This window comes from Variovorax beijingensis (genome assembly GCF_007828835.1).
Classification (GTDB): domain Bacteria; phylum Pseudomonadota; class Gammaproteobacteria; order Burkholderiales; family Burkholderiaceae_C; genus Variovorax; species Variovorax beijingensis_A.
In genome coordinates this window covers 216,513-237,330 of record NZ_VIVL01000011.1, presented here as the reverse complement: position 1 = coordinate 237,330, position 20,818 = coordinate 216,513, and the positions used below count along the sequence as shown (strand labels likewise).

Here is a 20,818-nt window from a genome sequence, read left to right as displayed (position 1 = left end):
TGTCTCCTGGTGGTTTTCGTTGGGGTCTATTTCGAAAATCAAGCTGCCCCGGACGAGTCGGACGTCGGATCGCACTCGGGACCGGCCACGACACCGGCGTCGTGCAAGCGGCCGATGGCCACGCCATCCAGGCCCAGCACCTCGTGCAGCACCTCGTCGGTGTGCGTGCCCAGCAGCGCGGCCGGGGCAGTGGGCTCGCGCGCCAGGCCCGGTGCGCGCACCGCCGCGCCGGCGGCGATGTGCTGGCCGATGCCGGGCGTGTCGATGCGCTCGAACACCGGGTTGGTCGCGACGCTCACGCGCGAGTCACTGGCCAGCAGTTCACCGACGGTGCCGTAGCCGCCCCAGGTGGCCTTGTGCGCATCGAGCTCGCGTTCGGCCTGCTCGCGCGTGCGCGCGGCGAACCAGGGCTCGACCAGCTCGGCGATGGCGTCGCGCGCCTCGAAGCGCTGCGCCTCGTCCGACAGATCGAGGCCGGTGCGCTGCTCGATGGCCTTCACCCCCTCTGCGATGCCACAGGCATTGACCAGGCATTTCCATTGGCCTGCGGAGATGGCTACCACCATCAGACGCTGCCCGTCGGCGGTCCCGAAGTCGCGGCCAAACGCGCCGTAGAGATGATTGCCGATCGAGGGCCGCTCCTGCCGCAGCAGCTCGGCCTCGGCCAGCACGCCCAGGTGCGAGAGCATCGTGAATGCTGTATCGGACAGTGCCAGCTTGAGTTCAGCCCCCTCCCCCATGCGGCGACGCCGGTCCACCGCGGCAACGACGGCGAAGGCGGCCTGGTAGGCGCAGGCGATATCCCAGGCTGGCAGCACATGATTGACAGGCCTCGCCATCGAGCCGCCGCCCGTCACCAGCGGGTAACCGGTGGCGCAGTTGACGGTGTAGTCCACTGCCGTGCTGCCGTCGCCGTTGCCCTGGATGGTGCAGCTGATGACATCGGCGCGTCGCGCGGCCAGCACCCCGTGCGCGAGCCACGGCGTGCCGATGTTGGTGAGCAGCACACCAGCCTCGGGGCCGGGCGCGGTGGCCAGGGCCTGGATCAGTTCGCGGCCCTGGGACTTGCGCAGATCGATGGCAATGGAGCGCTTGCCCTTGTTGAGCGCGGTCCAGTAGAGGCTGCGGCCCCTGCCCTCCGGGTGCGGCATGCGAGGCATGCGGCCGTAGTCGATACCGCCGCCGATCATGTCCACGCGGATCACGTCGGCGCCGTGCTGCGCCAGCGTCAGGCCGGCGAGCGGCGCGGCAATGAAAGCCGAGCTCTCGATCACTCGCAGGCGATTGAGAAAAGGGTAGGTCATGCGCGGCACTCCGGCTTCAGGCGCGCTCGAACACCGCTGCGATGCCCTGCCCGCCGCCGATGCACATGGTCTCCAGCCCGTAGCGCGCGCCGCGCCGCTGCATCTCGCGAAGCAGTGAAGTCATGATGCGCACGCCGGTGGCGCCCACCGGGTGGCCCAGCGAGATGCCCGAGCCGTTGACGTTGAAGCGCTCCGGGTCGTTCCAACCCCAGCCCTTGGCGCAGGCCAGCGCCTGGCAGGCAAAGGCCTCGTTGAGTTCGACCAGCCCCATGTCGTCGAAGCCCAGGCCGTTGCGGGCGAACAGCTTCTTGACCGCCGGCACCGGGCCGATGCCCATGTGCGATGGCTCGCAGCCCGCCGCCGCCCAGCTGTGCAGGTAGCCGATCGGTTCGAGGCCCAGTTCGGCCAGCTTGTCCTCGGCCACGATCAGGCAGGCCGCCGCCGCGTCGTTCTGCTGGCAGGCGTTGCCGGCGGTGACGGTGCCGTCTTTCATCAGGGGCTTGAGCTTGGCGAGCTGTTCGAGCGTCAGGTCGGCGCGGATGCCTTCGTCGCCGTCCACGACTACCGCATCGCCCTTTTTCTGCGGCACGCTGACCGGCACCACCTCCTCGGCGAACTTGCCTGACGCCCAGGCCGCCGCCGCGCGCTGGTGACTGCGCAGCGCGAAGGCATCGGCCTCCTCGCGGCTGATGCCATAGTCGCGCGCCAGGTTCTCGGCGGTCTCGATCATTCCGCTGATGCGGCCGAAGCGCGACTCGGGCTGCGAGCGTTCACGCCCCCGCTCCAGCCGGTCGTGAAACTTCACCGTACCCGCGCGCTTGCCCCAGCGCATGTCGGTGGTGTAGTACTCGACGTTGCTCATGCTCTCGACGCCGCCGGCCATCACCACGTCGGCGGCGCCGGTCTGCACCATCATCGCGGCGGTGGCGATGGCCTGCAGGCCGCTGCCGCAGCGGCGGTCCAACTGCATGCCCGCGACCTCGATGGGAAAGCCCGCCTGCAGCGCCACCCAACGGCCGGTGCACGGCACTTCACCGTTGGCATACGAATGGGCGAAGACCACGTCCTCGATGCGGGACGGGTCCAGCCCGGTACGTTCAACGACGGCACGGGCGACGATAGCCCCGAGTTCTTCGACAGGCACGCTGCGCAGGCTGCCGCCGAAAGCGCCGATGGGGGTACGAAGTGGGGAGACGATGGCAGCGCGCTTCATGGCGTCAGTCCTTTGAATTTGGATGGAATGCGTTGGGGAAATTCGGCGCTTCCTTGGCCAGGAAGGCGCGCACGCCCTCTTTCGATTCGGCCGAGGTGAAGACGCGCTCCGAGAGCGGCAGCGCGGCAGCGATGGCCGCGTCTTCCGCCAGGTCGAAGGTCAGATCGATGGCCTGCTTGCACAGCGCCAGCGCCAGTGGCGGTCGCTGCGCCAGCGTGGCGGCAATGGCCAGGGCGATTTCGAGTGCCGTGCCCTTCGGCACCACGCGGTTGACGAGACCCCAGGCCTGGGCCGTTGTGGCGTCGATCGGCTCGCCCAGGAACATCAGTTCCTTGGCCCGCCCTTCACCCACGCGGCGCGTGACCCGCACCGGACCGCCGCTGCCGGGAAAGACGCCGAGCTTGATTTCGGGTAGCGCGAAGCGGGCCGTCTCGTCGGCCACGATGAGGTCGCAGCAGACAGCGATCTCCAGTCCGCCACCAAAGGCCAGGCCGTTGACGGCGGCCACGGTGGGCTTGTGAAAGTCGTCGAGCCGGGCAAAGACCTGGTGCTGCAATTCCAGCTTCTCGGGCCCGATGCGGCCGGGCTGCATGAGCGGCTGGAATTCGGCGATGTCCGAGCCCGCGCAGAAAGCGCGCGTGCCGGCGCCTGTCACGACCACGGCGCGCACATCAGCATCCTGTTCGAGCGTATCGAGCGCACCGCCCAAAGCTTCGGTGAGGCCGCGGAACACGACATTGAGCGGCGGGTTGTCCAGCGTGAGCACGGCCACGCCGTCGTCCTGCACGCGACAGCGCACCGGCCCCTCGACGGTTTCAGCCATAGCGGCCGCCGGTGACATGGAGCACCTCGCCCGTGATGAAGCTCGCGCGCTCCGAGGCCAGGAAGGTCACGGCATCGGCGATGTCTTCGGGCTTGCCCACGCGCTTGATGGGTTGCGCGGCGACGGCGCGCTCCTTGATGGTTTCATAGGTGGCCAGCGCCTGCACCATCTCGGTTTCCATGAAGCCAGGGGCCACGCAGTTCACGGTGACGCCGTAGCGGCCTTCCTCGATGGCCAGCGCCTTGGCCATGCCGATCAGGCCAGCCTTGGCGGCGGAGTAGTTGGCTTGGGTAGCGTTGCCGAAGTGGGCGCGCGAGCTGATGTTGATGACCCGACCCCAGCCCTGTTCGATGAACTTCGGCATCACGGCCTTGGTGGCCAGGAAGGCGCCCTTGAGCATCACCTCCATCACCAGGTCCCAATCCTCCTCGCTCATCTTCACCAGGTACTTGTCGCGCGGGAAGCCGGCGTTGTTGACCAGGATGTGGACACCGCCGAAACGCGCCACCGTTTCATCGACCAGCCGCTGCACCTCGGCCCCTTTGGTGATGTCGGCGATGATGCATTGAGCCTGCAGGCCATCGACGCGCAGCGCGGTAGCGGTGGCCTCGGCCTGTTCCTCCAGGATGTCGGTGACGATGACTTTCGCACCCTCTTCGGCCAGACGGCGCGCGGTGGCGGCGCCCAGGCCCCGGGCGGAGCCCGTGACAATGGCGACCTTGCCGTTGATCTGCAGATCCATGGGAAAACTCCTTCAGTGTTCGGTGTGACTGGGTTCAGGCCAGATCGACGCGGCCCGCGTTGAGAACGACCGCTCCGCGCTCCAGCACCGTGCTGCGCAGCGACACCACACGGCCGTCTCGCCACAGCTCGGTGCGCAGCGTTTCGCCGGGCAGCACGGGCGCGGTGAAGCGCACCCGCATGCCGCGCACCGCCGCGGCGTCGTAGTCCAGAACGGTCTTGAGGACGGCATGCAGCGCCACGCCCATGGTCGCCAGCCCATGGAGAATGGGTCGCGCAAGGCCTGCGGCCTGTGCCACGGCCGGGTCGGCATGCAGCGGGTTGAAGTCGCCGTTCAGGCGGTAGAGCAGCGCGGCCTGGAGCAGCGTGGGCAGGTCGCAGACATGGTCGGGGGCGCGGTCGGGGATGGCGTGCGGCGACGCCAGCGGCGTGCCGTGCGACCCGCCAAAGCCACCATCGGCGCGCAGCAGGGTGGTCTGCGTGACGGTGGCCAGCAGTGCACCCGAAGCGGCATCGACCACGCGCCGCTCCTGCAGCATCAGCGCGCCTTTATCCGCCCCCTTGTCGTGCAGCGCGACCACGCGGTTGGTGCCGACCACGCAGCCCTCTGGCGCCATCGGGCTGTGCAGTTCAATCGCCTGCTCGGCATGCACCAGCCTGCGCCAGGTGATGCCGGTATCGGGCTGGTCGGCCCAGAAGCCGCTGTAGCCCAGCACGTTGGCCAGCGTGGGCAGCGCCTGCAGGCCACCGGGGGTGCGTTCGTAGACATAGCGCAGTTGCCCCGCGTCCAGAGGGTCGCTGCCTAGGCCGCAGCCCAGCGCGTACAGCATGCTGTCGTGCGCGGCGTAGGTCTGCTCCACCGGGGCGAAGACGCGGTTCAGCAAATGGTGGGGATCGAGTGGCATGCCGCGGTCCCCGATCAGCCCAGCGCTGCTGCACGCACCATGTTGCGCGCAATGACGACCTGCTGGATCTGGCTCGTGCCCTCGAAGATGCGGAACAGCCGCACGTCGCGGTAGAAGCGCTCGATGCCGCTGTCGGCCACATAGCCCGCGCCGCCGAAGATCTGCACGGCGCGATCGGCCACGCGGCCGCACATCTCCGACGCAAACAGCTTGCAGCAGGCGGCCTCGGTGGCGACGTGATGGCCCTCGTCGCGCCGGCGCGCGGTGTCGAGCAGCATGCTGCGCGCGGCGTACAGCTCGGTCTTGCTGTCGGCCAGCATGGCCTGCACGAGTTGGAACTCGGCGATCAGCTGGCCAAACTGCCTGCGCTCCATGGCGTAGCGCAGCGCGTCTGCCAGCATGCGCTCGGCCACACCCACGCAGACGGCGGCGATGTGGATTCGGCCCTTGTCGAGCACCTTCATCGCCGTCCTGAAACCGTTGCCCGTGTTACCGGCGCCGCCGATGATGCGGCTGGCCGGCACGCGCACACTGTCGAAGATCACGTCGCAGGTGTGTGAGCCCTTCTGGCCCATCTTGCGGTCACGCTTGCCGAAGCTGATGCCGGGCGTGCCCGCATCGACGATGAAGGCGCTGATGCCGCCCGCGCCCTTGATGCTGGCATCGGTGCGCGCCATCACGGTGAAGATGCCGGCATAGGGCGCATTGGTGATGTAGCGCTTGGTGCCGTCGATCACGTAGTGGTCGCCGTCCTGGCGCGCCGTCGTTCGCAGCGAGGCCGCGTCTGATCCCGCTTCGGGCTCGGTCAGCGCGAACGAGGCGAGGATCTCGCCGCTGGCCAGCCGTGGCAGGAACTCGCGCTTCTGCGCCTCGGTGCCGTCCATCAGGATGCCCTGCGAGCCAATGCCGATGGTGGTGCCGATCAGCGAGCGGAAGGCCGGTGAGGTCTGGCACAGCGCGATGGCGGCCAGCACTTCTTCTTCGGTCGTCAAGCCCAGGCCGCCGTAGGCCTCAGGGATGGTCATGCCGCACAGGCCCAGGTCCTTCATGCCCTGCACGATGTGCGGCGGGATCTCGTCGGTCTCGTCCACCTCTCGTTCCGCGGGCACCAGCACCTCGCGCACGAAGCGGCGGATGCCGTCGAGCAGCGCTTCCAGCGTGGCGGCATCGCGGATCACGGCGCCACCTCTATCACGGCATCGGCCGCGAACGCGCCCTGTCCTTCGGGCAGCGCGAACACCGGGTTCAGGTCGATGGACTGCAGGCGCAGCCCGGCCTGGTGCGCGAACACCGACAGGCGCGCGAGCATCGCCGCGAGCGCCTTAACGTCCACCGGCGGCTTGCCGCGTGCGCCCAGCAGCAGCGGTGCGCCCTGGATGGAGCGGATCATCTGCTCGGCCACGTCCTCGCCAAAGGGGCAGCGGCGCAGCACCACGTCCTTCATCACCTCGACGAAGATGCCGCCCAGGCCGAACATGGCCACCGGGCCGAACACCGGGTCGCGCTGGATTCCCAGGATGCACTCGACGCCGCCGGAGAGCTGTCTGGCGACTAGCACGCCTTCGATGCGCGCTTCGGGTGCGGCCTGCTTCGCGCGCTCGATCAGCGTGGCAAAACCATCTCGCACCGCGCCGACGCTGGCCACGTTCAGCAGCACGCCGCCGATCTCGGACTTGTGCAGGATGTCAGGCGAGAGGATCTTCATCACCACCGGAAAGCCCAGCGCCTCCGCGGCCGCTACTGCTGCATCGGCCGTGGCACAGGCGCGCTCGGGTGCGACGGCGATGCCTGCTTCGGCCAGGACGCGCTTGGCTTCCGCCTCGCTCGGCGTCCTAGCCGGCAGTGTGGCTCGCGGCACGGACGGCGGCGGCAATCCGGCCTGGCGCGCGAACGCTTGGCCGAAGCGGCCCATGGCCTCGATCGCCGCCACCGCGCGCGCCGGGTCTTCGAAGACGGTGAAGCCGTCGGCCTCGTACTGCTGCACCCGTTCCTTCGAGGCCAGGATGGACAGCACGAACAGCCGGTCCGGGTGCTTGTCACGCACGGCCTTGAGCTGCGCGCGCAGGCCTTCGGCGATGGAGTCGGCCCCCACGGTGTAGGTGAAGAAGCCGAGGATGGACTGGTAGCCGCCCTCTTCCACCACGGCCTCGGTGAAACGGCCGGCGATGCTCAGGTCGTTCATGAACTGCGCGGTGCAGTCCACCGGGTTGCGCGGCGCGGCGAAGGGGATCAGTTCCTTCAGGTGCTTTTGCGCCGCGGCAGGCATCTCGGGCATCGGCAGGCCGGCCAGTTCGGCCGCATCGGAGACGATCACGCCCGCGCCGCCGCTCACCGTGATCACGCCCAGGGTGTTGTTCGCGGGGTAGATGCGCCGCGTGGCCAGGCGCGCCACGTCGAGCATGTGCTCGGTGGAGCGCGCACGCACCACGCCGAATTCGGCCAGCACCGCATCGGTGACCGCGTCGTTGCCGGCGATGGAGGCGGTGTGCGACTGCGCCGCCGCGCTGCCCACGGCGCTGGTGCCCACCTTCATCATCACCACGGGCTTCTTTGCACGGCGCGCGGCTTCGAGCGCGGCCAGCAGGCGGTCACCGTTGCGGATGCCCTCGGAATACACGGTGATGACGTCGGTGTTCTCGTCTTCCACAAAAGCGTGGACGAGTTCGCCCAAGCTGATGTCACACTCGTTGCCGCTCATCACGCACGATGACACGCCAATGCCGAACTCGCGCGCCAGCCCCAGGATATGGCTGCCATACGCGCCCGACTGGCTTGCGATGCCAACGCGGCCCGCCTTCGGAAAGCCCATCTCCACCATCGAGGTGAAGCTGCCGTAGAAGCCGATGCGCGGGTTGAGCACGCCCAGCGAGTTCGGGCCCAGCAGCCGGATGCCGCTGGCGCGCGCCGCGTCCAGCATCTGCTGCTGCAGTTGCGCCCCCTCCTCGCCCATTTCGGCAAAGCCGGCCGAGAACACGACGGCGGCGGCCGTGCCGCGCGCGCCCAAGTCGGCTACCACCTGCGGTGCGAGCTTGGCGGCCACGGCGACGATGGCGACGTCGGGCGTTTCGGGCAATGCGGCCACGCTGGCGTAGGCAGGCAGGCCCTGGATCTGCGGCCGGTTCGGGTTCACCGGCAGCAGCCGGCCCTGGTAGCCCTGCGACTGCATGTAGGCGATGGGCCGGCCGCCGATGCGCAGTGCATCGTCGGAGGCGCCGACGACGGCGACGGAACGAGGATGGAGCAGGCGGCCGAGCGAGTGGTTCTGGGTCATGTCTGATGGCAGTGCGAAATGCGTTACTCGGCCTTGGCGCCAGAGGTCTTGACCACCTTGGCCCAGCGTTCGATGTCGGAGGCGATGAGCTTGTCGAACTGTTCCGGCGTGGACCAGGCCGGCTCGTAGCCCTGGGCGGCCAGGCGCTCCTTGAATTCGGGGCTGTCCAACTCTCGCTTGATCTCGGCATTGAGCTTGGCAATCACCTCCTTGGGCGTGCCGGCGGGCGCCATCAGGCCGTTCCAGACCGAGACATCGAAGCCCGGCAGGCCCGCCTCGGCGACCGTGGGCACATCGGGCATGGCGGGAGAGCGTTTGGCGCCGGTCTGCGCGATGGCCTTGAGCTTGCCGCCCTTCACCTGCGGCGTGGCGGAGAACATCATGTCCATCACCACCTGCGAGTTGCCCGCGATCACATCCATCATGGCCGGGGCGCTGCCATTGAACGGGATGTGGGTCATCTTGATGCCAGCCCGTTCACTCAGGTATTCGGTGGCCAAGTGAGTGGAGGAGCCGTTGCCGGCCGACGAGAAGTTCAGCGCACCCGGCTTGGACTTGGCAAGTGCGATTAGATCTTTCAGGCTGTTGACCCCCATGTTGGGGTTCACCATCAGCAGTGCGGGCCCAGTGGTCAACGAGGTGATGGGCGCGAGATCGGTGCGGATGTCGTAGCGCAGGTTCCTGTACAGCGACGGGTGGATCGTGTGCCCCATGGTCACGAGGATCAATGTGTAGCCGTCGGCCGGCGCGCGCGCCACGAACTCGGCGCCGAGGTTGCCTGAGGCGCCGGCCTTGTTCTCGACGATGAAGGGCTGGCCGAGGCGGTCGGCCAGGCGCTGCGCGAGCACGCGGGCCACGCTGTCGTTGGTGCCACCCGGTGGGTAGGGCACGACGATCTTGACGGTTTTGGAGGGATAGGCGGCTTGCGCCACCGCGGTCGTGGGCGTAGCCGAAGCAGCCAGCAGGCCCAAAAAGGCGATGACGAACGCGCGACGCGCGGATGTGTTCATGCTTTGTCTCCTATTGATGTATCGGTGCGCCGCGAGCCCGGCGGAACCCTGTCTGGAACATCAATCGTAAGAACTTAGGTATATTCAATCCAATACTTTGGATGAACTTTCCTATAAATCCTGTATATAGAATGGAACTCAGACAACTGCGCCAGTTCGTCGTGCTGGCCGAGGAACGCAGCTTCAGCGCTGCCGCACTGCGCCTGTTCATCGCGCAGCCCGCGCTGTCCGTCGCCATCCGCAAGCTCGAAGAAGAGATCGACGCGAAGCTCTTCATCCGCGGGTCCCGGGGCGTACGGCTCACGGCCGCCGGGGACGCTGTGCTCAAGGCCGCACGCCGCTGCCTTGAGTCGGCCCAGGGGATCAAGGAAGCCGCGCGCCTGGCCACTGCTGGCGAGTCGGGCACACTGCATATCGGCGTGAGCGGCTCCGTCACGGTGCGGCTGCTGCCCACGCTGGTGCAAGCGTTCAGTCCGCAATATCCAAAGGTGCGGCTGGAACTGCGGGAAGGCACCAACCTCGAGTTGCTGTCGATGGTCGAGACGGGGACACTGGACTTGGGTTTTGTCCGCATCCCGGTCAACCGTCCTCCCGAGTTGCGATTTCAGCTAGTCGAGGAAGATCGCTTGTGCCTCGCTCTGCCTCGTGGCCATGCTCTCACCAAGCGGTCCGCCATTCCCCTCGCCGAACTCGAAGGGCTGCCATTCATTGGCTATGCGCCGTCACCCGTGGGCGGATTGCATACTGCCGTTAGCCAAGTGTTGCAGCGCGCTGGCGTGGCACCTCGCATCACCCAGGAGGCAGTACAGGTGCAGACCGCACTTGGGCTCGTCGCCAGTGGGCTAGGCATAGCAATGGTCCCCGCAGCCAACACGCCCTATCAACGCTCGTCGGGCGCAGTGTTCCGCCCGATCGCGGACCTCCCTGCGGATACCCGCATAGGTATCGCCTTGGCTTACCACAGCCGCAACGAGAACCCCGTATTGCACCGCTTTCTCGAAGTATCCGAAGAACAAGCTCAAACAGTGCCAAAGCGAGAGGTTCTAAAACGGCAATGAACTCAGCCGAGGCAATGCGCACCGCATCCGGGTACGGATGGCTATGACAACCTGCCGCAGTTTCCTGCCAGGTTTCCCCTGCTCTTTCGTCGCACCATTCGCCGGCACGAGCTGCACCAGATCGTCCCCCTGGCCGAGACGACGGTCTACGAGATGGAGCAGCGCGGCGAGTTCCCGAGGCGCTTCCGGCTCACGCCCCGCTGCGTCGTCTGGGATCTGGAAGAAGTCGAAGCATGGATCGAAGAACGCAAGCAAGCCTCGCACGCAGCGAAGTCCACTACACCTGTCGGCCCGGACGTCAGGCAACGCCTGTACCGACCCGTCAGGTGAGCGTTCTCAACTCAATTCGGTGAACATCAAGGCGACCCTGCCTCTGTCCTGACCAGCAATGCTCCCGGCAGGACCTGCGCCATCTGAGCGACAGCCAGAGCCACCGCCGCATTGCAATCCATCGCCTCCCGGCTGAACGCCAGAGCAACATGCCCAGGCCGCCCCCAGCCCACCGTGGCATCGGCACAGTCACTGCCTGCGAGCCGGCGCATGACCTCATCCTGCGAATCCAGCTCAAGATTCAGCGCACAGACCAATGTGAAATCGTGAACCATCACCATCGCTCCATCTGCTTGTCTTCTCGCCGCATCAGCGCGCCGTGATGCGCGCCAGTGCATCCATCAACTGACCCCGATCTGCCTCACGCTTGGCCGCCGTGCGCTGCGCCAGGTTGTGCAGCTTGCGCCGAACGCCGGGCAGATCTGCCGCATGGGCAAGCCCGATCAAGCTGAAATCCGGCTGCTCATCCTCGATGGATTGCAGGAAGGCGCGCGACGGCTCATCCAGCCACGCAGCCACGCGCGCCAACAGGCGCTCGCGGCTCTCCAGTAAGGCCCCGACCTCGATGGGCTCGGTCGTCATGCCCTTGAAATGGGCCTCGAAGGTGGCCTCGAAAGCCGCAGGCACGCGCGGCGCCAGCACCTCCCAGGCCGGCTTGGGACTGCACGTCAGGTACACGAGGAAGGTGCGCCAGAGTGCTTCATCCGCACGCTCGTCCTGCAACAGCAGGCCGACATCGAAGAGGTCGCGTGGATGCTGCCGAGACAGCGCCGCAGCCAGCTTGCCGGCGTAGAGGTCGGCGAAGTCCAACACCTGCACCTCAGCGAAGCCGAACACCTCCTCCACCCGCGGGCGCACCACCATGCTGCGCACCGGATACACCGTGCCGCGCATGACGGGCGTCGTTTCGATCTGCACGCGCGCACGGCCGCGGCTGACCACGAGCCGCGTGACCGTCCCTGCGCCCTCGCCCGCCGAGGTCTGGACCTGCAACTGCAACGGACGGGCGCGCATCGCATCGGCCAATCGCGCGAGCGCTTCTGCGATCAGCGCCGCATCCTCGGCATAGTCATGCACCGGCAGCCAGGCCAGATCGATGTCCACCGACAAACGCGGAAGGTCATGCTCGAAGAGGTTGATAGCCGTGCCGCCTTTGAGCGCGAAGCGCGGCTCCTGCGCAAGCACCGGCAGGATCTCGACCAGCAGTCGTACGCGGTCGGTATAGCGCCGGTCCCAATGGTCAAGCCAGGTGCTCATCGAGGTCTCCTGGCAAGGTGATCTGGTAGGTCGGATGCAGACGCCCACCGGGCACCAGCGCGCGCTTGCCTCGGCCCAGGTCAACGCCTTCGAGCGACACATGCGCCAGCCATGCATGCCGATGGCGATCAGCCAGGGCCAGGAACAGCCGCGTGGCCTTGATGCTGCGGCAATGCCGCAATAGCAGGCCGACCCGCTGCGGCCGCAGCGTGGTCATGGCCTGCATCAGCGCATCGGCCTCGTAGACCCCTGCGGCATCCGACACGCCATCGCACAGCTCCAGCATCGCCCGCTCGGGCGAGGAGCACACCAGGGGGTCGGTGCTGGGCCCGGCCCGGTACCAGGCCAGCCCCTGCGCCGACAGTGCCGCCTCGGACATGTCGTCCGTGAACGAGACGGCAGGCAGATCGAGCGGCCCCTTGCCCAGGTATTCGAAGCGCTGCGCCATGGACAGCTTGTCCACCCAGCCCGGCGGTCGGTTCGGCCCGTAGAGGGTCACCGTCCCGGCATCGCCCAGGCGCAGGTAGTGCTCGTGTCCCTGCAGGGTCAGCGCAAAACGCCCTCCGACGTGCAGCGACGAGCCCTCCCCGAGCTGCAGGCTCCGGACCATGCCCTCCCACTGCAATCGCCCTCCCTTGCGCAGGTAGACACCCCGCGCGGGCGACACCAGCCAACCGCTGGCGACATAGCGCGCGACCAGGCTGTTGGAATAGCCATGCGCCCGCAGCCAGCGGCTGGACACCAGGCGCGTGTCGCCCAGTTCGGCCAGCAGCTGGTTCAGTTTTCCTGAATTTTGAGCATCCATGGTGCTCAAAATATCAGATTCATAAACCACCGTCAAAGCCGAGTGGTTTGACAGGAACGGAAAAGAGTCACCTTGAGTGATTTTTTTCCGATAAAAGCAAACCGACCGCTGCCCAGTGGCCGCGAGTGCCGATGCAGTCATCATGCAGCCCCCGCCTCACAATGCCGCGCTGAGCACTGGCACCGGGACGTTCTCCGGCTGCAACGTCGGCACATGGGTTCGCCCGTCAAGCCAGGCATCTGGACTCCAACTGATGAAACGCCAGCCGGATCTCCACCGGCGAAAGCGCCCTGTCTTTCGGCACGAAGGTCGCGATCGAGGCGGCCGCCACGTCACTGGCCGGGTTGTCCACCTTCTCGCCGTGCAGGATGGCGAAGGCATAGACCTGCTTCACGATGTCGCGGACATGCACCGCCGTGGCAGGCGCTCCGCGTGCCTTCACCTTGCCGCACAAAGCCCGCAGGTCATCAGCGGTGATTTCATTGAGCAGCCGATTCTGGAACGCCGGCAGGATGTCTCGATCGACGACGTGCTTGCGCATCGCACGCGTGCTGTCGGCCATCCGGGCGTCCGCCAGCCACTTGACGGCCATGTCGCCGAAGTTCTTGGCCGCGGTCAGCCGGCGCTTCTCGCGCTGCTTTTCCAGCGCCGGGGAACGGCCAGCAGCGACGGCCTTCTTGGCGTCGAGCAGCTTTTCGCGGGCCAGCGCCAGCGAGATGCCACCAGCGCCATAGCGGCCGATGGTCAGGGTCTCACGTCGCCCGTTGAGACGGTAATCGTAGCGGAAGGTGACGGTACCGGCGGTCGATACCGTCACGTACATCCCATCCCGGTCAGAAGCCTTATAAGTCAACGACTTAGGCTTCAGGTTGCGCAGTGCTGTGTCGGTAAGCATCGAGGTTTTTCTCCTGTTTCGTGACGGCTTTTACCGTCAGGGGTTAGGAGACCCGTCGATGCCCGGAAAGCCGCATAAAACAAGCTTTCCCGAGGAGACATTTACCGTCAAAGACCGGTTTGGTCTCAATAGTAAACGGGAGGGTCTTAATCCGACCTCCGGTTCTTACCGTCCGTTCTACCGTCAACCCGTTTTGCTGGCCGGCGATAGCCACCGATAGATGCCGTGACGTATTTCCTTTTAAATCAACACGTTACGGCAGTTTTTCGATACTAGGCGATAGTCCCCGAAGGACCTGACTTCACTCCCACTCGATCGTCGCCGGCGGCTTGCTCGACACGTCGTAGGTCACGCGATTGATCCCGCGCACTTCATTGATGATCCGCCCCGACACCTTCTTGAGCAGCGCATACGGCAGCTCCGCCCAGTCGGCCGTCATGAAGTCGCTGGTCTGCACGGCGCGCAGCGCGACCACGTAGTCGTAGGTGCGGCCGTCGCCCATCACGCCCACGCTCTTCACGGGCAGGAACACGGTAAAAGCCTGGCTCGTGAGGTCGTACCAGCTCCTGCCGGTGGCGTCGTCCTTGAAGTTGCGCAGCTCCTCGATGAAGATCGCATCGGCGCGGCGCAGCAGGTCGGCGTATTCCTTCTTCACTTCGCCGAGGATGCGCACGCCCAGGCCCGGGCCGGGGAACGGATGGCGGTACACCATCTCGGGCGGCAGGCCGAGGGCCACGCCGAGTTCGCGCACTTCGTCCTTGAACAGGTCGCGCAGCGGTTCGAGCAGCTTGAGGCCCAGCTGCTCGGGCAGGCCGCCCACGTTGTGGTGGCTCTTGATGGTGACGGCCTTCTTGCTCTTGGCGCCGCCCGATTCAATGACGTCCGGGTAGATCGTGCCCTGCGCCAGGAAGGTCGCGCCCTTGTGGCCGCCATCGCCCGCCTTGAGCTTGGCGGCCTCCTGCTTGAACACGGTGACGAATTCGCCGCCGATGATCTTGCGCTTGGCTTCGGGGTCGCTCACGCCCGCCAGCTTGCCGAGGAACAGCTCGCTCGCATCGACGCGGATCACCTTCGCATGCAGCTTGCCCGCGAACATTTCCATGACCATGTCGCCCTCGTTCAGGCGCAAGAGGCCGTGGTCGACGAACACGCAGGTGAGCTGGTCGCCGATGGCGCGATGGATCAGCGCGGCCGCCACGCTCGAATCGACGCCGCCCGAGAGGCCGAGGATGACTTCCTCATCGCCCACCTGCTCGCGGATCTTTGCCACGGCTTCGGCGATGTGGTCGCGCATGACCCAGTCGGGCTTGGCCTCGCAGATGCCGAGCACGAAGCGCTCGAGGATCGCCTTGCCCTGCTGCGTGTGCGTGACTTCGGGGTGGAACTGCAGCGCGTAGTAGCGGCGCACCTCGTCGGCCATGCCGGCGATGGGGCAGCTGTCGGTGCTGGCCATGAGCTTGAAGCCCGGCGGCAGCTCGGTGACCTTGTCGCCATGGCTCATCCACACGTTGAGCATGCCGTGGCCTTCCGGCGTGGTGAAGTCGGCGATGTCCTTCAAGAGCGCGGTGTGGCCATGCGCACGCACGGACGCAAAGCCGAACTCGCGCTTGTGGCCGCCCTCGACCTTGCCGCCGAGCTGGTGCGCCATGGTCTGCATGCCGTAGCAGATGCCGAGCACCGGCACGCCCAGGTCGAACACGGCCTGCGGGGCTTTGTCGGTGGTTTCTTCGTACACGCTCGCGTGGCTGCCCGAAAGGATCACGCCCTTCAGGTGCCCGTCGGCCGCGTATTCGCGCACCCATTCGTCGGTGACGTCGCAGGGGTGCACCTCGCTGAGCACATGCGCCTCGCGCACGCGGCGCGCGATGAGCTGCGTGACTTGCGAGCCGAAATCGAGGATGAGGATCTTGTCGTGTTGCATGGACGTTGGGACTCAGAGCGTTGAAATGTCGAACAGCTTCACGCCCGCCTTGGGCGCTGCCTGGATGAGTTGCTCGTCGAAGGTGGCGAGCGGGAGATTGAGCGACTTGGCGAGCCAGAGGTAGCCCGCGTCGTACTGCGACACGCCGGCATCGATGGCCACCGCGAGCACGGCCTTGTGCTGCGCGGGTGCGAGCTCGTGCAGCTCGACGCGATGGCGGATGGCGTCGAGCACGCTCCACAGCCCTTCGACTGCCGACGTCGGAATGCGGCCGCTGCGCATGCCGTTGGCGAGGATGTTGGCGCACTCCCATTGCCAGGCATTGGGCGCCTGCGGCTCGACCTCGTCGCGGCGGATGGCGGCGTAGAGCTTGCGGGTGTGTTCGCTGGCCCGGTCAGGCAAGAGCCAGGCGGCGGTGACGGAGGCGTCCATGACGAAGGCTGTCACGATTGGCGCCCTTCGTCGAGCAGTGCACGCATGGGGCGGCCTGGCTGGATGGTGGCGTGCAACGCGTCGATCTGGCCGAGTTCGCGCTCGATCTGCTCGTCGGTGATGACCGGCTTGCGCCGCACCGGCAGCATGCGCACCACCTCCTTGCCGTGGCGGGTGATGCGAACCTCCTCGCCCTTCTCGACCAGGTCGATCAGGGCCGAGAAGTTGTTCTTGGCTTCAGCGATGCCGATGGATTGCATTTGGGCCAGAAAATTTAAATCTGGCCTGAATTCTAATGCCAATCTGGCCAGACGTGGAAAGTCAGGCCAGATTGGACTTATTCAGCGCGGTAGTTCGGCGCTTCCTTGGTGATCTGCACGTCGTGCACGTGGCTTTCGCGGATGCCGGCCGTGGTGATTTCGACGAACTCGGCCTTGTTCTTCATCTCTTCGATGGTGGCGCAGCCGCAGTAGCCCATGCTCGCGCGCAAGCCGCCCGACATCTGGTAGACGATCGAGACCATCGAGCCCTTGTAGGGCACGCGGCCTTCGATGCCTTCGGGCACCAGCTTGTCGGCGTTGGGATTGCCGGTGGTCGACTCCTGGAAGTAGCGGTCGGCGCTGCCCTGCTGCATGGCGCCGATGGAGCCCATGCCGCGGTAGCTCTTGTAGCTGCGGCCCTGGAACAGCACGATCTCGCCGGGCGCCTCTTCGGTGCCCGCGAACATGCCGCCCATCATCACGGTGCTGGCGCCCGCGGCAATGGCCTTGGCGATGTCGCCCGAATAGCGGATGCCGCCGTCGGCGATCAGCGGGATGCCAGTGCCCTGCAGCGCGGTAGCGACGCTGTCGACCGCCATGATCTGCGGCACGCCGACACCGGCCACGATGCGCGTGGTGCAGATCGATCCGGGGCCGATGCCGACCTTGACCGCGTCGGCGCCGGCATCGGCCAGTGCGCGGGCCGCATCGCCGGTGGCGATGTTGCCGCCGATCACGTCGACCTGCGGATAGTTCTTCTTGACCCAGCGCACGCGCTCGATCACGCCGGCGCTGTGGCCGTGCGCGGTGTCGACCACGATGGCGTCGACGCCGGCCTTCACCAGCGCCTCGACGCGCTCCTCGGTGCCCGCGCCCACGCCGACCGCCGCACCCACGCGCAGGCGGCCCGAGGGGTCGCGCGCGGCGTTGGGAAAGCTGGTCTGCTTGGTGATGTCCTTGACGGTGATCAGCCCCTTGAGCTCCCACGCGCTGTTGATGACGAGCAGGCGTTCGAGCTTGTGCTTGTTGAGCAGCGCCTTGGCCTCGGCCAGCGTGGTGCCGTCGGGCACGGTGATGAGCTTGTCGCGCGGCGTCATGATCTCGCTCACCGGCACGTCGTAGCGGTTCTCGAAGCGCAGGTCGCGCCCGGTCACGATGCCCACCACCTTGCCGCCGTCGAGCACCGGGAAGCCCGAGATGCCGAGTTCGTCCGACAGTTGCATGACCTGCAGCACGGTGTGCGTGGGCGTGATCACCACGGGATCGCGCAGCACGCCCGATTCGTAGCGCTTCACCTTGGCCACCTGCGCGGCCTGCTCGGCGGCGGTGAAGTTCTTGTGCACGATGCCGATGCCGCCTTCCTGCGCGATGGCGATCGCGAGGCGTGCTTCAGTCACGGTATCCATCGCGGCGGAGACCAGCGGCAGATTCAGCGTGATGTTGCGGGAGAAACGGGTGGCGAGGGAGGTGTCCTTGGGCAGGACCTGGGAGAACGCTGGCACCAACAACACGTCGTCGAAGGTGAGCGCTTTGCCGAGAAGGCGCATGGGTGAAGCTCCAAAAGACGGATTGTAGCGACCGTCGGTACTTACCCGCCCTGGCGGGGGCTTCGACCGGCCTCCGCGTGCCCGGCCGGACGGCGAAACGTAGCCAATTCCCCACTTGGCGGCAGCGAAAGGCGGTCCCTGCCGTGTTGCAAAACGTAAGGCAACGCTAAACTCACCGCATGAAATTCGCGCATTGGCTCGTACTGGGATGTGTCTGCCTGCTGCCGCTGTCGGCCAGCGCGCAATGGCAATGGATCGACAAGAACGGCAAGAAGGTCTTCAGCGACCAGCCGCCGCCGACGGACGTGCCGGAAAAGAACATCCTGCGCCGCGCGGGTTCTCCACCGCCTCGAGGCGGCTCGACGCCGGCCGCTGCCGAGGCTGATGCGCCCGACGCGGCGGCCCCCAAGACCGCGGCCGCGCCCAAGCCCGCGGGCGTCGACAAGGAACTCGAGGAAAAGACGAAGAAGGCGCAGGCCGAGGAAAAGGCCAAGCAGGCCGCCGAAGCGGAAAAGAACGCCAAGGCCAAGGCCGACAACTGCGATCGGGCGCGCCAGGGCAAGGCCACTTTCGACAGCGGCATCCGCGTGGCCAAGATCAACGCGAAGGGCGAGCGCGAAATCATGGACGACGCGGCCCGGGCCGCTGAGCAGAAGCGCCTTCAGTCGATCATCGAAAGCGACTGCAAGTAAGTGGCTCGCGCCGGTTCAGTAGCCGGCCTTGCCGCCCTTGCGGCGGTTCGCAAAAAGACCGGTGCCGCGCGCGCCCTGGCGCTGGAAGCGCTCGCGGCGCGCCACCTTCGGATCGACCGCCAAAGGCCGGCACAGTTCGACGCGGTCGCCGTCCGCGAGCGGCTGGTCCCAGCCGACTTCCCTGCCCCAGATTCCCGGCGTCATGGCCTCGCGCCAATCCAGCTGCGGGAAGCGCTGCGCAAGCTCGCTGGCCTTCACGGCATCGGCCACGGTGGCTTCGGGCGCGAGCCGCAGCACCTGCTCGAACACCTCGCGCGGCGCGGGCGAGCAGCAGAGCGTGACTTCGATCATCAGGAAGCGCCGTAGACCTGCTCGGCGCGCTTGACGAAGGCTTCGACCAGGCTGGAGGCCACGGTGTCGAACACCGGCCCCACCAGCGCCTGCAAAGCAAAGTTGCTGAAGCCGTAGCTCATGTGCAGCTCGACGCGGCAGGCGCGCTCGCCGGGCTCGCCCACAGGCACGAACTTCCAGATGCCGTCGAGGTTGGAGAACGGCCCGTCGACCAGCTTGAGGTGCACCTCGCGCCCCGGCACGTGGGTGTTGCGGGTGGTGAAACTCTGGTGCAGGCCGGCAAAGGCCAGGCCCACCTCGGCGGTCATGCCGGCCTCGTCTTCCTCGATGACCCTGGACTTGTCGCACCAGGGCAGGAACTGCGGATATTTCTCCACGTCGGTGACGAGCGCGTACATCTCTTCGGCGCTGTACCAGATGAGGACGGACTTGTTGACGGTTTTCATAGAATCGGGACAGCGTGCGCGACGGATTGTATTGAAGCCATGCGCCCCCACCTTCCCGAGCCATGGCCACCAAGAAACAAGATACCTCCTCCCGCATTGCCGACAACAAGAAGGCCGCGTACAACTATTTCTTCGAAGAACGCTTCGAGGCCGGCATCGTGCTCGAAGGCTGGGAGGTCAAGTCCCTGCGCGAAGGCAAGGTCCAGCTGACCGACGGCTACGTGGTGATCCGCGACGGCGAGCTCTTCGTCGTGGGCCTGCAGATCAACCCGCTCAAGAGCGCCTCGACCCACGTCAATCCTGACTCCATCCGCACCAAGAAGTTGCTGCTGCACAAGGAAGAGATCCGCCGCCTGGTCGGCAAGGTCGAACAAAAGGGCTACACGCTGGTGCCGCTCAACCTGCACTGGAAGGCGGGCAAGGTCAAATGCGAGATCGCGCTAGCCAAGGGCAAGGCCGAACACGACAAGCGCGACACCATCAAGGACCGCGAAGGCAAGCGCGAGGTCGAGCGTGCGATGAAGAGCCGCAGCCGCTAGTCATTTTTTATTTTGCGCGGCATGGAATAAAACGCCGGCAGCAGGCGTTTGTGCGGTGTCATCGGATCGTCGGTGCCACCAACTCCAGGAGTCTTCCATGTCGCCTTTTCGCCTTTCCTCCGCCGGCCTTGCCGTAGTGCTGCTTTCCGGCCTGCTCGCGCTTCCTTCGTTCGCCCAGCCCAAGGCGGCCGACGGCGCGCTGGTCGGTCCCAGCGGCATGACGCTCTACACCTTCGACAAGGACACGGCCGGCAGCGGCAAGTCGGCCTGCAATGGCGGCTGCGCAGCCAACTGGCCGCCCTTCATGGCCACCGACAGCGACAAGCCGGCCGGCGACTTCACCATCGTCACGCGCGACGACGGCAAGAAGCAATGGGCCGCCAAGGGCTGGCCGCTCTACTACTGGTCCAAGGACACCAAGCCGGGCGACAAGACCGGCGACGGCGTCGGCGGCGCCTGGAAAACCGCCAAGCCCTGACCCCCGCGCGCGCTCCCGCTCCCCATGGACGCCCGCCTGCTGGCCGACCAGATCCCGAGCCTGCGCCGCTATGCGCGCGCGCTCACGGGCAACGCCTGGGCGGCCGACGACCTGGTGCAGGACACGCTCGAGCGGGCCTGCAGCAAGTGGCGGCTCTGGGTGGTGGGCAGCGACCTGCGCGCCTGGCTGTTCACGGTCATGTACAACATCTTTGCGAGCCAGCTGCGGCGCACGCCACCGCCGCACAGCGTGGTGCCGCTGGAGGATGCGGCGCAGGAACTGCACGGCGGCAGCGATCCAGGCCGCGACCCCGGCATGGGCCTGGACCTGCAGCGCTGCCTGATGCAGCTGCCCGAAGAGCAGCGCGCCGTGCTGCTGCTCGTCACGCTCGAAGATCTTTCCTATGCCGAGGTGGCCAAGGTGCTCGGCATCCCCGCCGGCACCGTGATGTCGCGCCTGTCGCGCGCCCGCGTCCGGCTGCATGAGCTGATGGACGGCGCCTTGGCGCCGCATCGCCCCGGCCTGCGCCGCCTCAAGTGA

General features: G+C 66.6%; 22 protein-coding genes and 2 pseudogenes. 6 read left to right on the top strand and 18 right to left on the bottom strand.

The genetic code is table 11. The annotated features are described in order from the left end of the window. Window positions 1-38: 38 nt before the first annotated feature. From FB547_RS27035 to FB547_RS27000, 8 genes are read right to left on the bottom strand one after another with little or no spacing between them, the layout of a single operon-like run. The gene (locus FB547_RS27035; protein WP_145746712.1) at window positions 39-1,304 is read right to left on the bottom strand and encodes a CoA transferase; all 1,266 of its coding nucleotides are present in this window, start codon (window positions 1,302-1,304) and stop codon (window positions 39-41) included. 16 nt (window positions 1,305-1,320) lie between these two features. Next, window positions 1,321-2,517 (bottom strand): acetyl-CoA C-acetyltransferase, encoded by a 1,197-nt coding sequence (locus FB547_RS27030; protein ID WP_145746711.1) that lies wholly within the window; start codon window positions 2,515-2,517, stop codon window positions 1,321-1,323. Window positions 2,518-2,521: 4 nt separating this feature from the next. After that, on the bottom strand, window positions 2,522-3,340 hold the full coding sequence (locus FB547_RS27025) for an enoyl-CoA hydratase/isomerase family protein (RefSeq protein WP_145746710.1): 819 nt from the start codon (window positions 3,338-3,340) through the stop codon (window positions 2,522-2,524). Then, window positions 3,333-4,082: an SDR family NAD(P)-dependent oxidoreductase gene (locus FB547_RS27020; RefSeq protein ID WP_145746709.1), complete on the bottom strand. Its 750-nt coding sequence runs from the start codon at window positions 4,080-4,082 to the stop codon at window positions 3,333-3,335. The genes FB547_RS27025 and FB547_RS27020 overlap by 8 nt, the downstream gene beginning before the upstream one ends. Window positions 4,083-4,116: 34 nt before the next feature. After that, window positions 4,117-4,986 (bottom strand): MaoC/PaaZ C-terminal domain-containing protein, encoded by an 870-nt coding sequence (locus FB547_RS27015; RefSeq protein ID WP_145746708.1) that lies wholly within the window; start codon window positions 4,984-4,986, stop codon window positions 4,117-4,119. A 14-nt stretch (window positions 4,987-5,000) separates the two neighbouring features. Beyond that, complete coding sequence (locus tag FB547_RS27010) at window positions 5,001-6,164, bottom strand: acyl-CoA dehydrogenase family protein (protein ID WP_145746707.1); 1,164 nt, start codon at window positions 6,162-6,164, stop codon at window positions 5,001-5,003. After that, on the bottom strand, window positions 6,161-8,257 hold the full coding sequence (locus tag FB547_RS27005; RefSeq protein ID WP_145746706.1) for an acetate--CoA ligase family protein: 2,097 nt from the start codon (window positions 8,255-8,257) through the stop codon (window positions 6,161-6,163). The genes FB547_RS27010 and FB547_RS27005 overlap by 4 nt, the downstream gene beginning before the upstream one ends. Before the next feature lie 23 nt (window positions 8,258-8,280). Further along, window positions 8,281-9,267 (bottom strand): tripartite tricarboxylate transporter substrate binding protein, encoded by a 987-nt coding sequence (locus tag FB547_RS27000; RefSeq protein WP_145746705.1) that lies wholly within the window; start codon window positions 9,265-9,267, stop codon window positions 8,281-8,283. 131 nt (window positions 9,268-9,398) lie between these two features. Here FB547_RS27000 and FB547_RS26995 point away from each other — a divergent pair, with 131 nt between their 5' ends. Next, complete coding sequence (locus FB547_RS26995) at window positions 9,399-10,325, top strand: LysR family transcriptional regulator (protein ID WP_186454255.1); 927 nt, start codon at window positions 9,399-9,401, stop codon at window positions 10,323-10,325. A gap of 18 nt (window positions 10,326-10,343) precedes the next feature. Beyond that, window positions 10,344-10,655 (top strand): annotated as a pseudogene (locus FB547_RS26990) (helix-turn-helix transcriptional regulator); the annotation flags it as partial. Between the two features lie 26 nt (window positions 10,656-10,681). Here the strand turns inward: FB547_RS26990 and FB547_RS26985 are convergent. The 8 genes and pseudogenes from FB547_RS26985 to guaB form a co-directional block, all read right to left on the bottom strand. Then, entirely contained in the window at window positions 10,682-10,930 is a 249-nt protein-coding gene (locus FB547_RS26985; RefSeq protein WP_145746703.1) for a transcriptional regulator, read from the bottom strand. Window positions 10,931-10,964: 34 nt separating this feature from the next. Continuing rightward, window positions 10,965-11,912: a nucleotidyl transferase AbiEii/AbiGii toxin family protein gene (locus FB547_RS26980; protein WP_145746702.1), complete on the bottom strand. Its 948-nt coding sequence runs from the start codon at window positions 11,910-11,912 to the stop codon at window positions 10,965-10,967. Beyond that, a complete protein-coding gene (locus FB547_RS26975) occupies window positions 11,896-12,717 on the bottom strand; it encodes a type IV toxin-antitoxin system AbiEi family antitoxin domain-containing protein (RefSeq protein WP_145746701.1) in 822 nt (273 codons plus the stop codon). The genes FB547_RS26980 and FB547_RS26975 overlap by 17 nt, the downstream gene beginning before the upstream one ends. 241 nt (window positions 12,718-12,958) lie before the next feature. Then, window positions 12,959-13,612, bottom strand: a pseudogene (locus FB547_RS26970) (tyrosine-type recombinase/integrase); the annotation flags it as partial. A gap of 301 nt (window positions 13,613-13,913) precedes the next feature. Then, window positions 13,914-15,533, bottom strand: coding sequence for a glutamine-hydrolyzing GMP synthase (gene guaA / locus FB547_RS26965; protein WP_145746700.1), 1,620 nt, complete (start codon window positions 15,531-15,533; stop codon window positions 13,914-13,916). Between the two features lie 12 nt (window positions 15,534-15,545). Next, window positions 15,546-15,965: a type II toxin-antitoxin system VapC family toxin gene (locus FB547_RS26960; protein ID WP_145746730.1), complete on the bottom strand. Its 420-nt coding sequence runs from the start codon at window positions 15,963-15,965 to the stop codon at window positions 15,546-15,548. An 11-nt stretch (window positions 15,966-15,976) separates the two neighbouring features. Then, a complete protein-coding gene (locus FB547_RS26955; protein ID WP_145746699.1) occupies window positions 15,977-16,225 on the bottom strand; it encodes a type II toxin-antitoxin system Phd/YefM family antitoxin in 249 nt (82 codons plus the stop codon). Window positions 16,226-16,302: 77 nt separating this feature from the next. After that, window positions 16,303-17,772, bottom strand: coding sequence for an IMP dehydrogenase (gene guaB / locus FB547_RS26950; RefSeq protein WP_012747865.1), 1,470 nt, complete (start codon window positions 17,770-17,772; stop codon window positions 16,303-16,305). Between the two features lie 179 nt (window positions 17,773-17,951). On the opposite strand from guaB, the gene FB547_RS26945 reads away from it, so the two are divergent. Beyond that, window positions 17,952-18,464: a DUF4124 domain-containing protein gene (locus FB547_RS26945; RefSeq protein ID WP_145746698.1), complete on the top strand. Its 513-nt coding sequence runs from the start codon at window positions 17,952-17,954 to the stop codon at window positions 18,462-18,464. Window positions 18,465-18,479: 15 nt separating this feature from the next. Here the strand turns inward: FB547_RS26945 and FB547_RS26940 are convergent, their stop codons facing one another. Together FB547_RS26940 and FB547_RS26935 are read right to left on the bottom strand one after the other, a co-directional pair. Beyond that, window positions 18,480-18,815 carry an RnfH family protein gene (locus FB547_RS26940; protein ID WP_145746697.1) on the bottom strand — a complete coding sequence of 112 codons (336 nt, stop codon included), beginning with the start codon at window positions 18,813-18,815 and terminating at the stop codon, window positions 18,480-18,482. After that, window positions 18,815-19,261, bottom strand: a complete 447-nt coding sequence (locus tag FB547_RS26935) for a type II toxin-antitoxin system RatA family toxin (RefSeq protein ID WP_145746696.1) — start codon at window positions 19,259-19,261, stop codon at window positions 18,815-18,817. Before FB547_RS26935 ends, FB547_RS26940 begins: the two co-directional genes overlap by 1 nt. A 62-nt stretch (window positions 19,262-19,323) precedes the next feature. Here FB547_RS26935 and smpB point away from each other — a divergent pair, with 62 nt between their 5' ends. The 3 genes from smpB to FB547_RS26920 all read left to right on the top strand — a co-directional run bounded on the left by smpB (window position 19,324) and on the right by FB547_RS26920 (window position 20,818). Then, complete coding sequence (gene smpB / locus FB547_RS26930; RefSeq protein ID WP_012747861.1) at window positions 19,324-19,800, top strand: SsrA-binding protein SmpB; 477 nt, start codon at window positions 19,324-19,326, stop codon at window positions 19,798-19,800. A gap of 97 nt (window positions 19,801-19,897) precedes the next feature. Next, window positions 19,898-20,278 carry a hypothetical protein gene (locus tag FB547_RS26925; protein WP_145746695.1) on the top strand — a complete coding sequence of 127 codons (381 nt, stop codon included), beginning with the start codon at window positions 19,898-19,900 and terminating at the stop codon, window positions 20,276-20,278. Window positions 20,279-20,302: 24 nt separating this feature from the next. Further along, complete coding sequence (locus FB547_RS26920; RefSeq protein ID WP_145746694.1) at window positions 20,303-20,818, top strand: sigma-70 family RNA polymerase sigma factor; 516 nt, start codon at window positions 20,303-20,305, stop codon at window positions 20,816-20,818.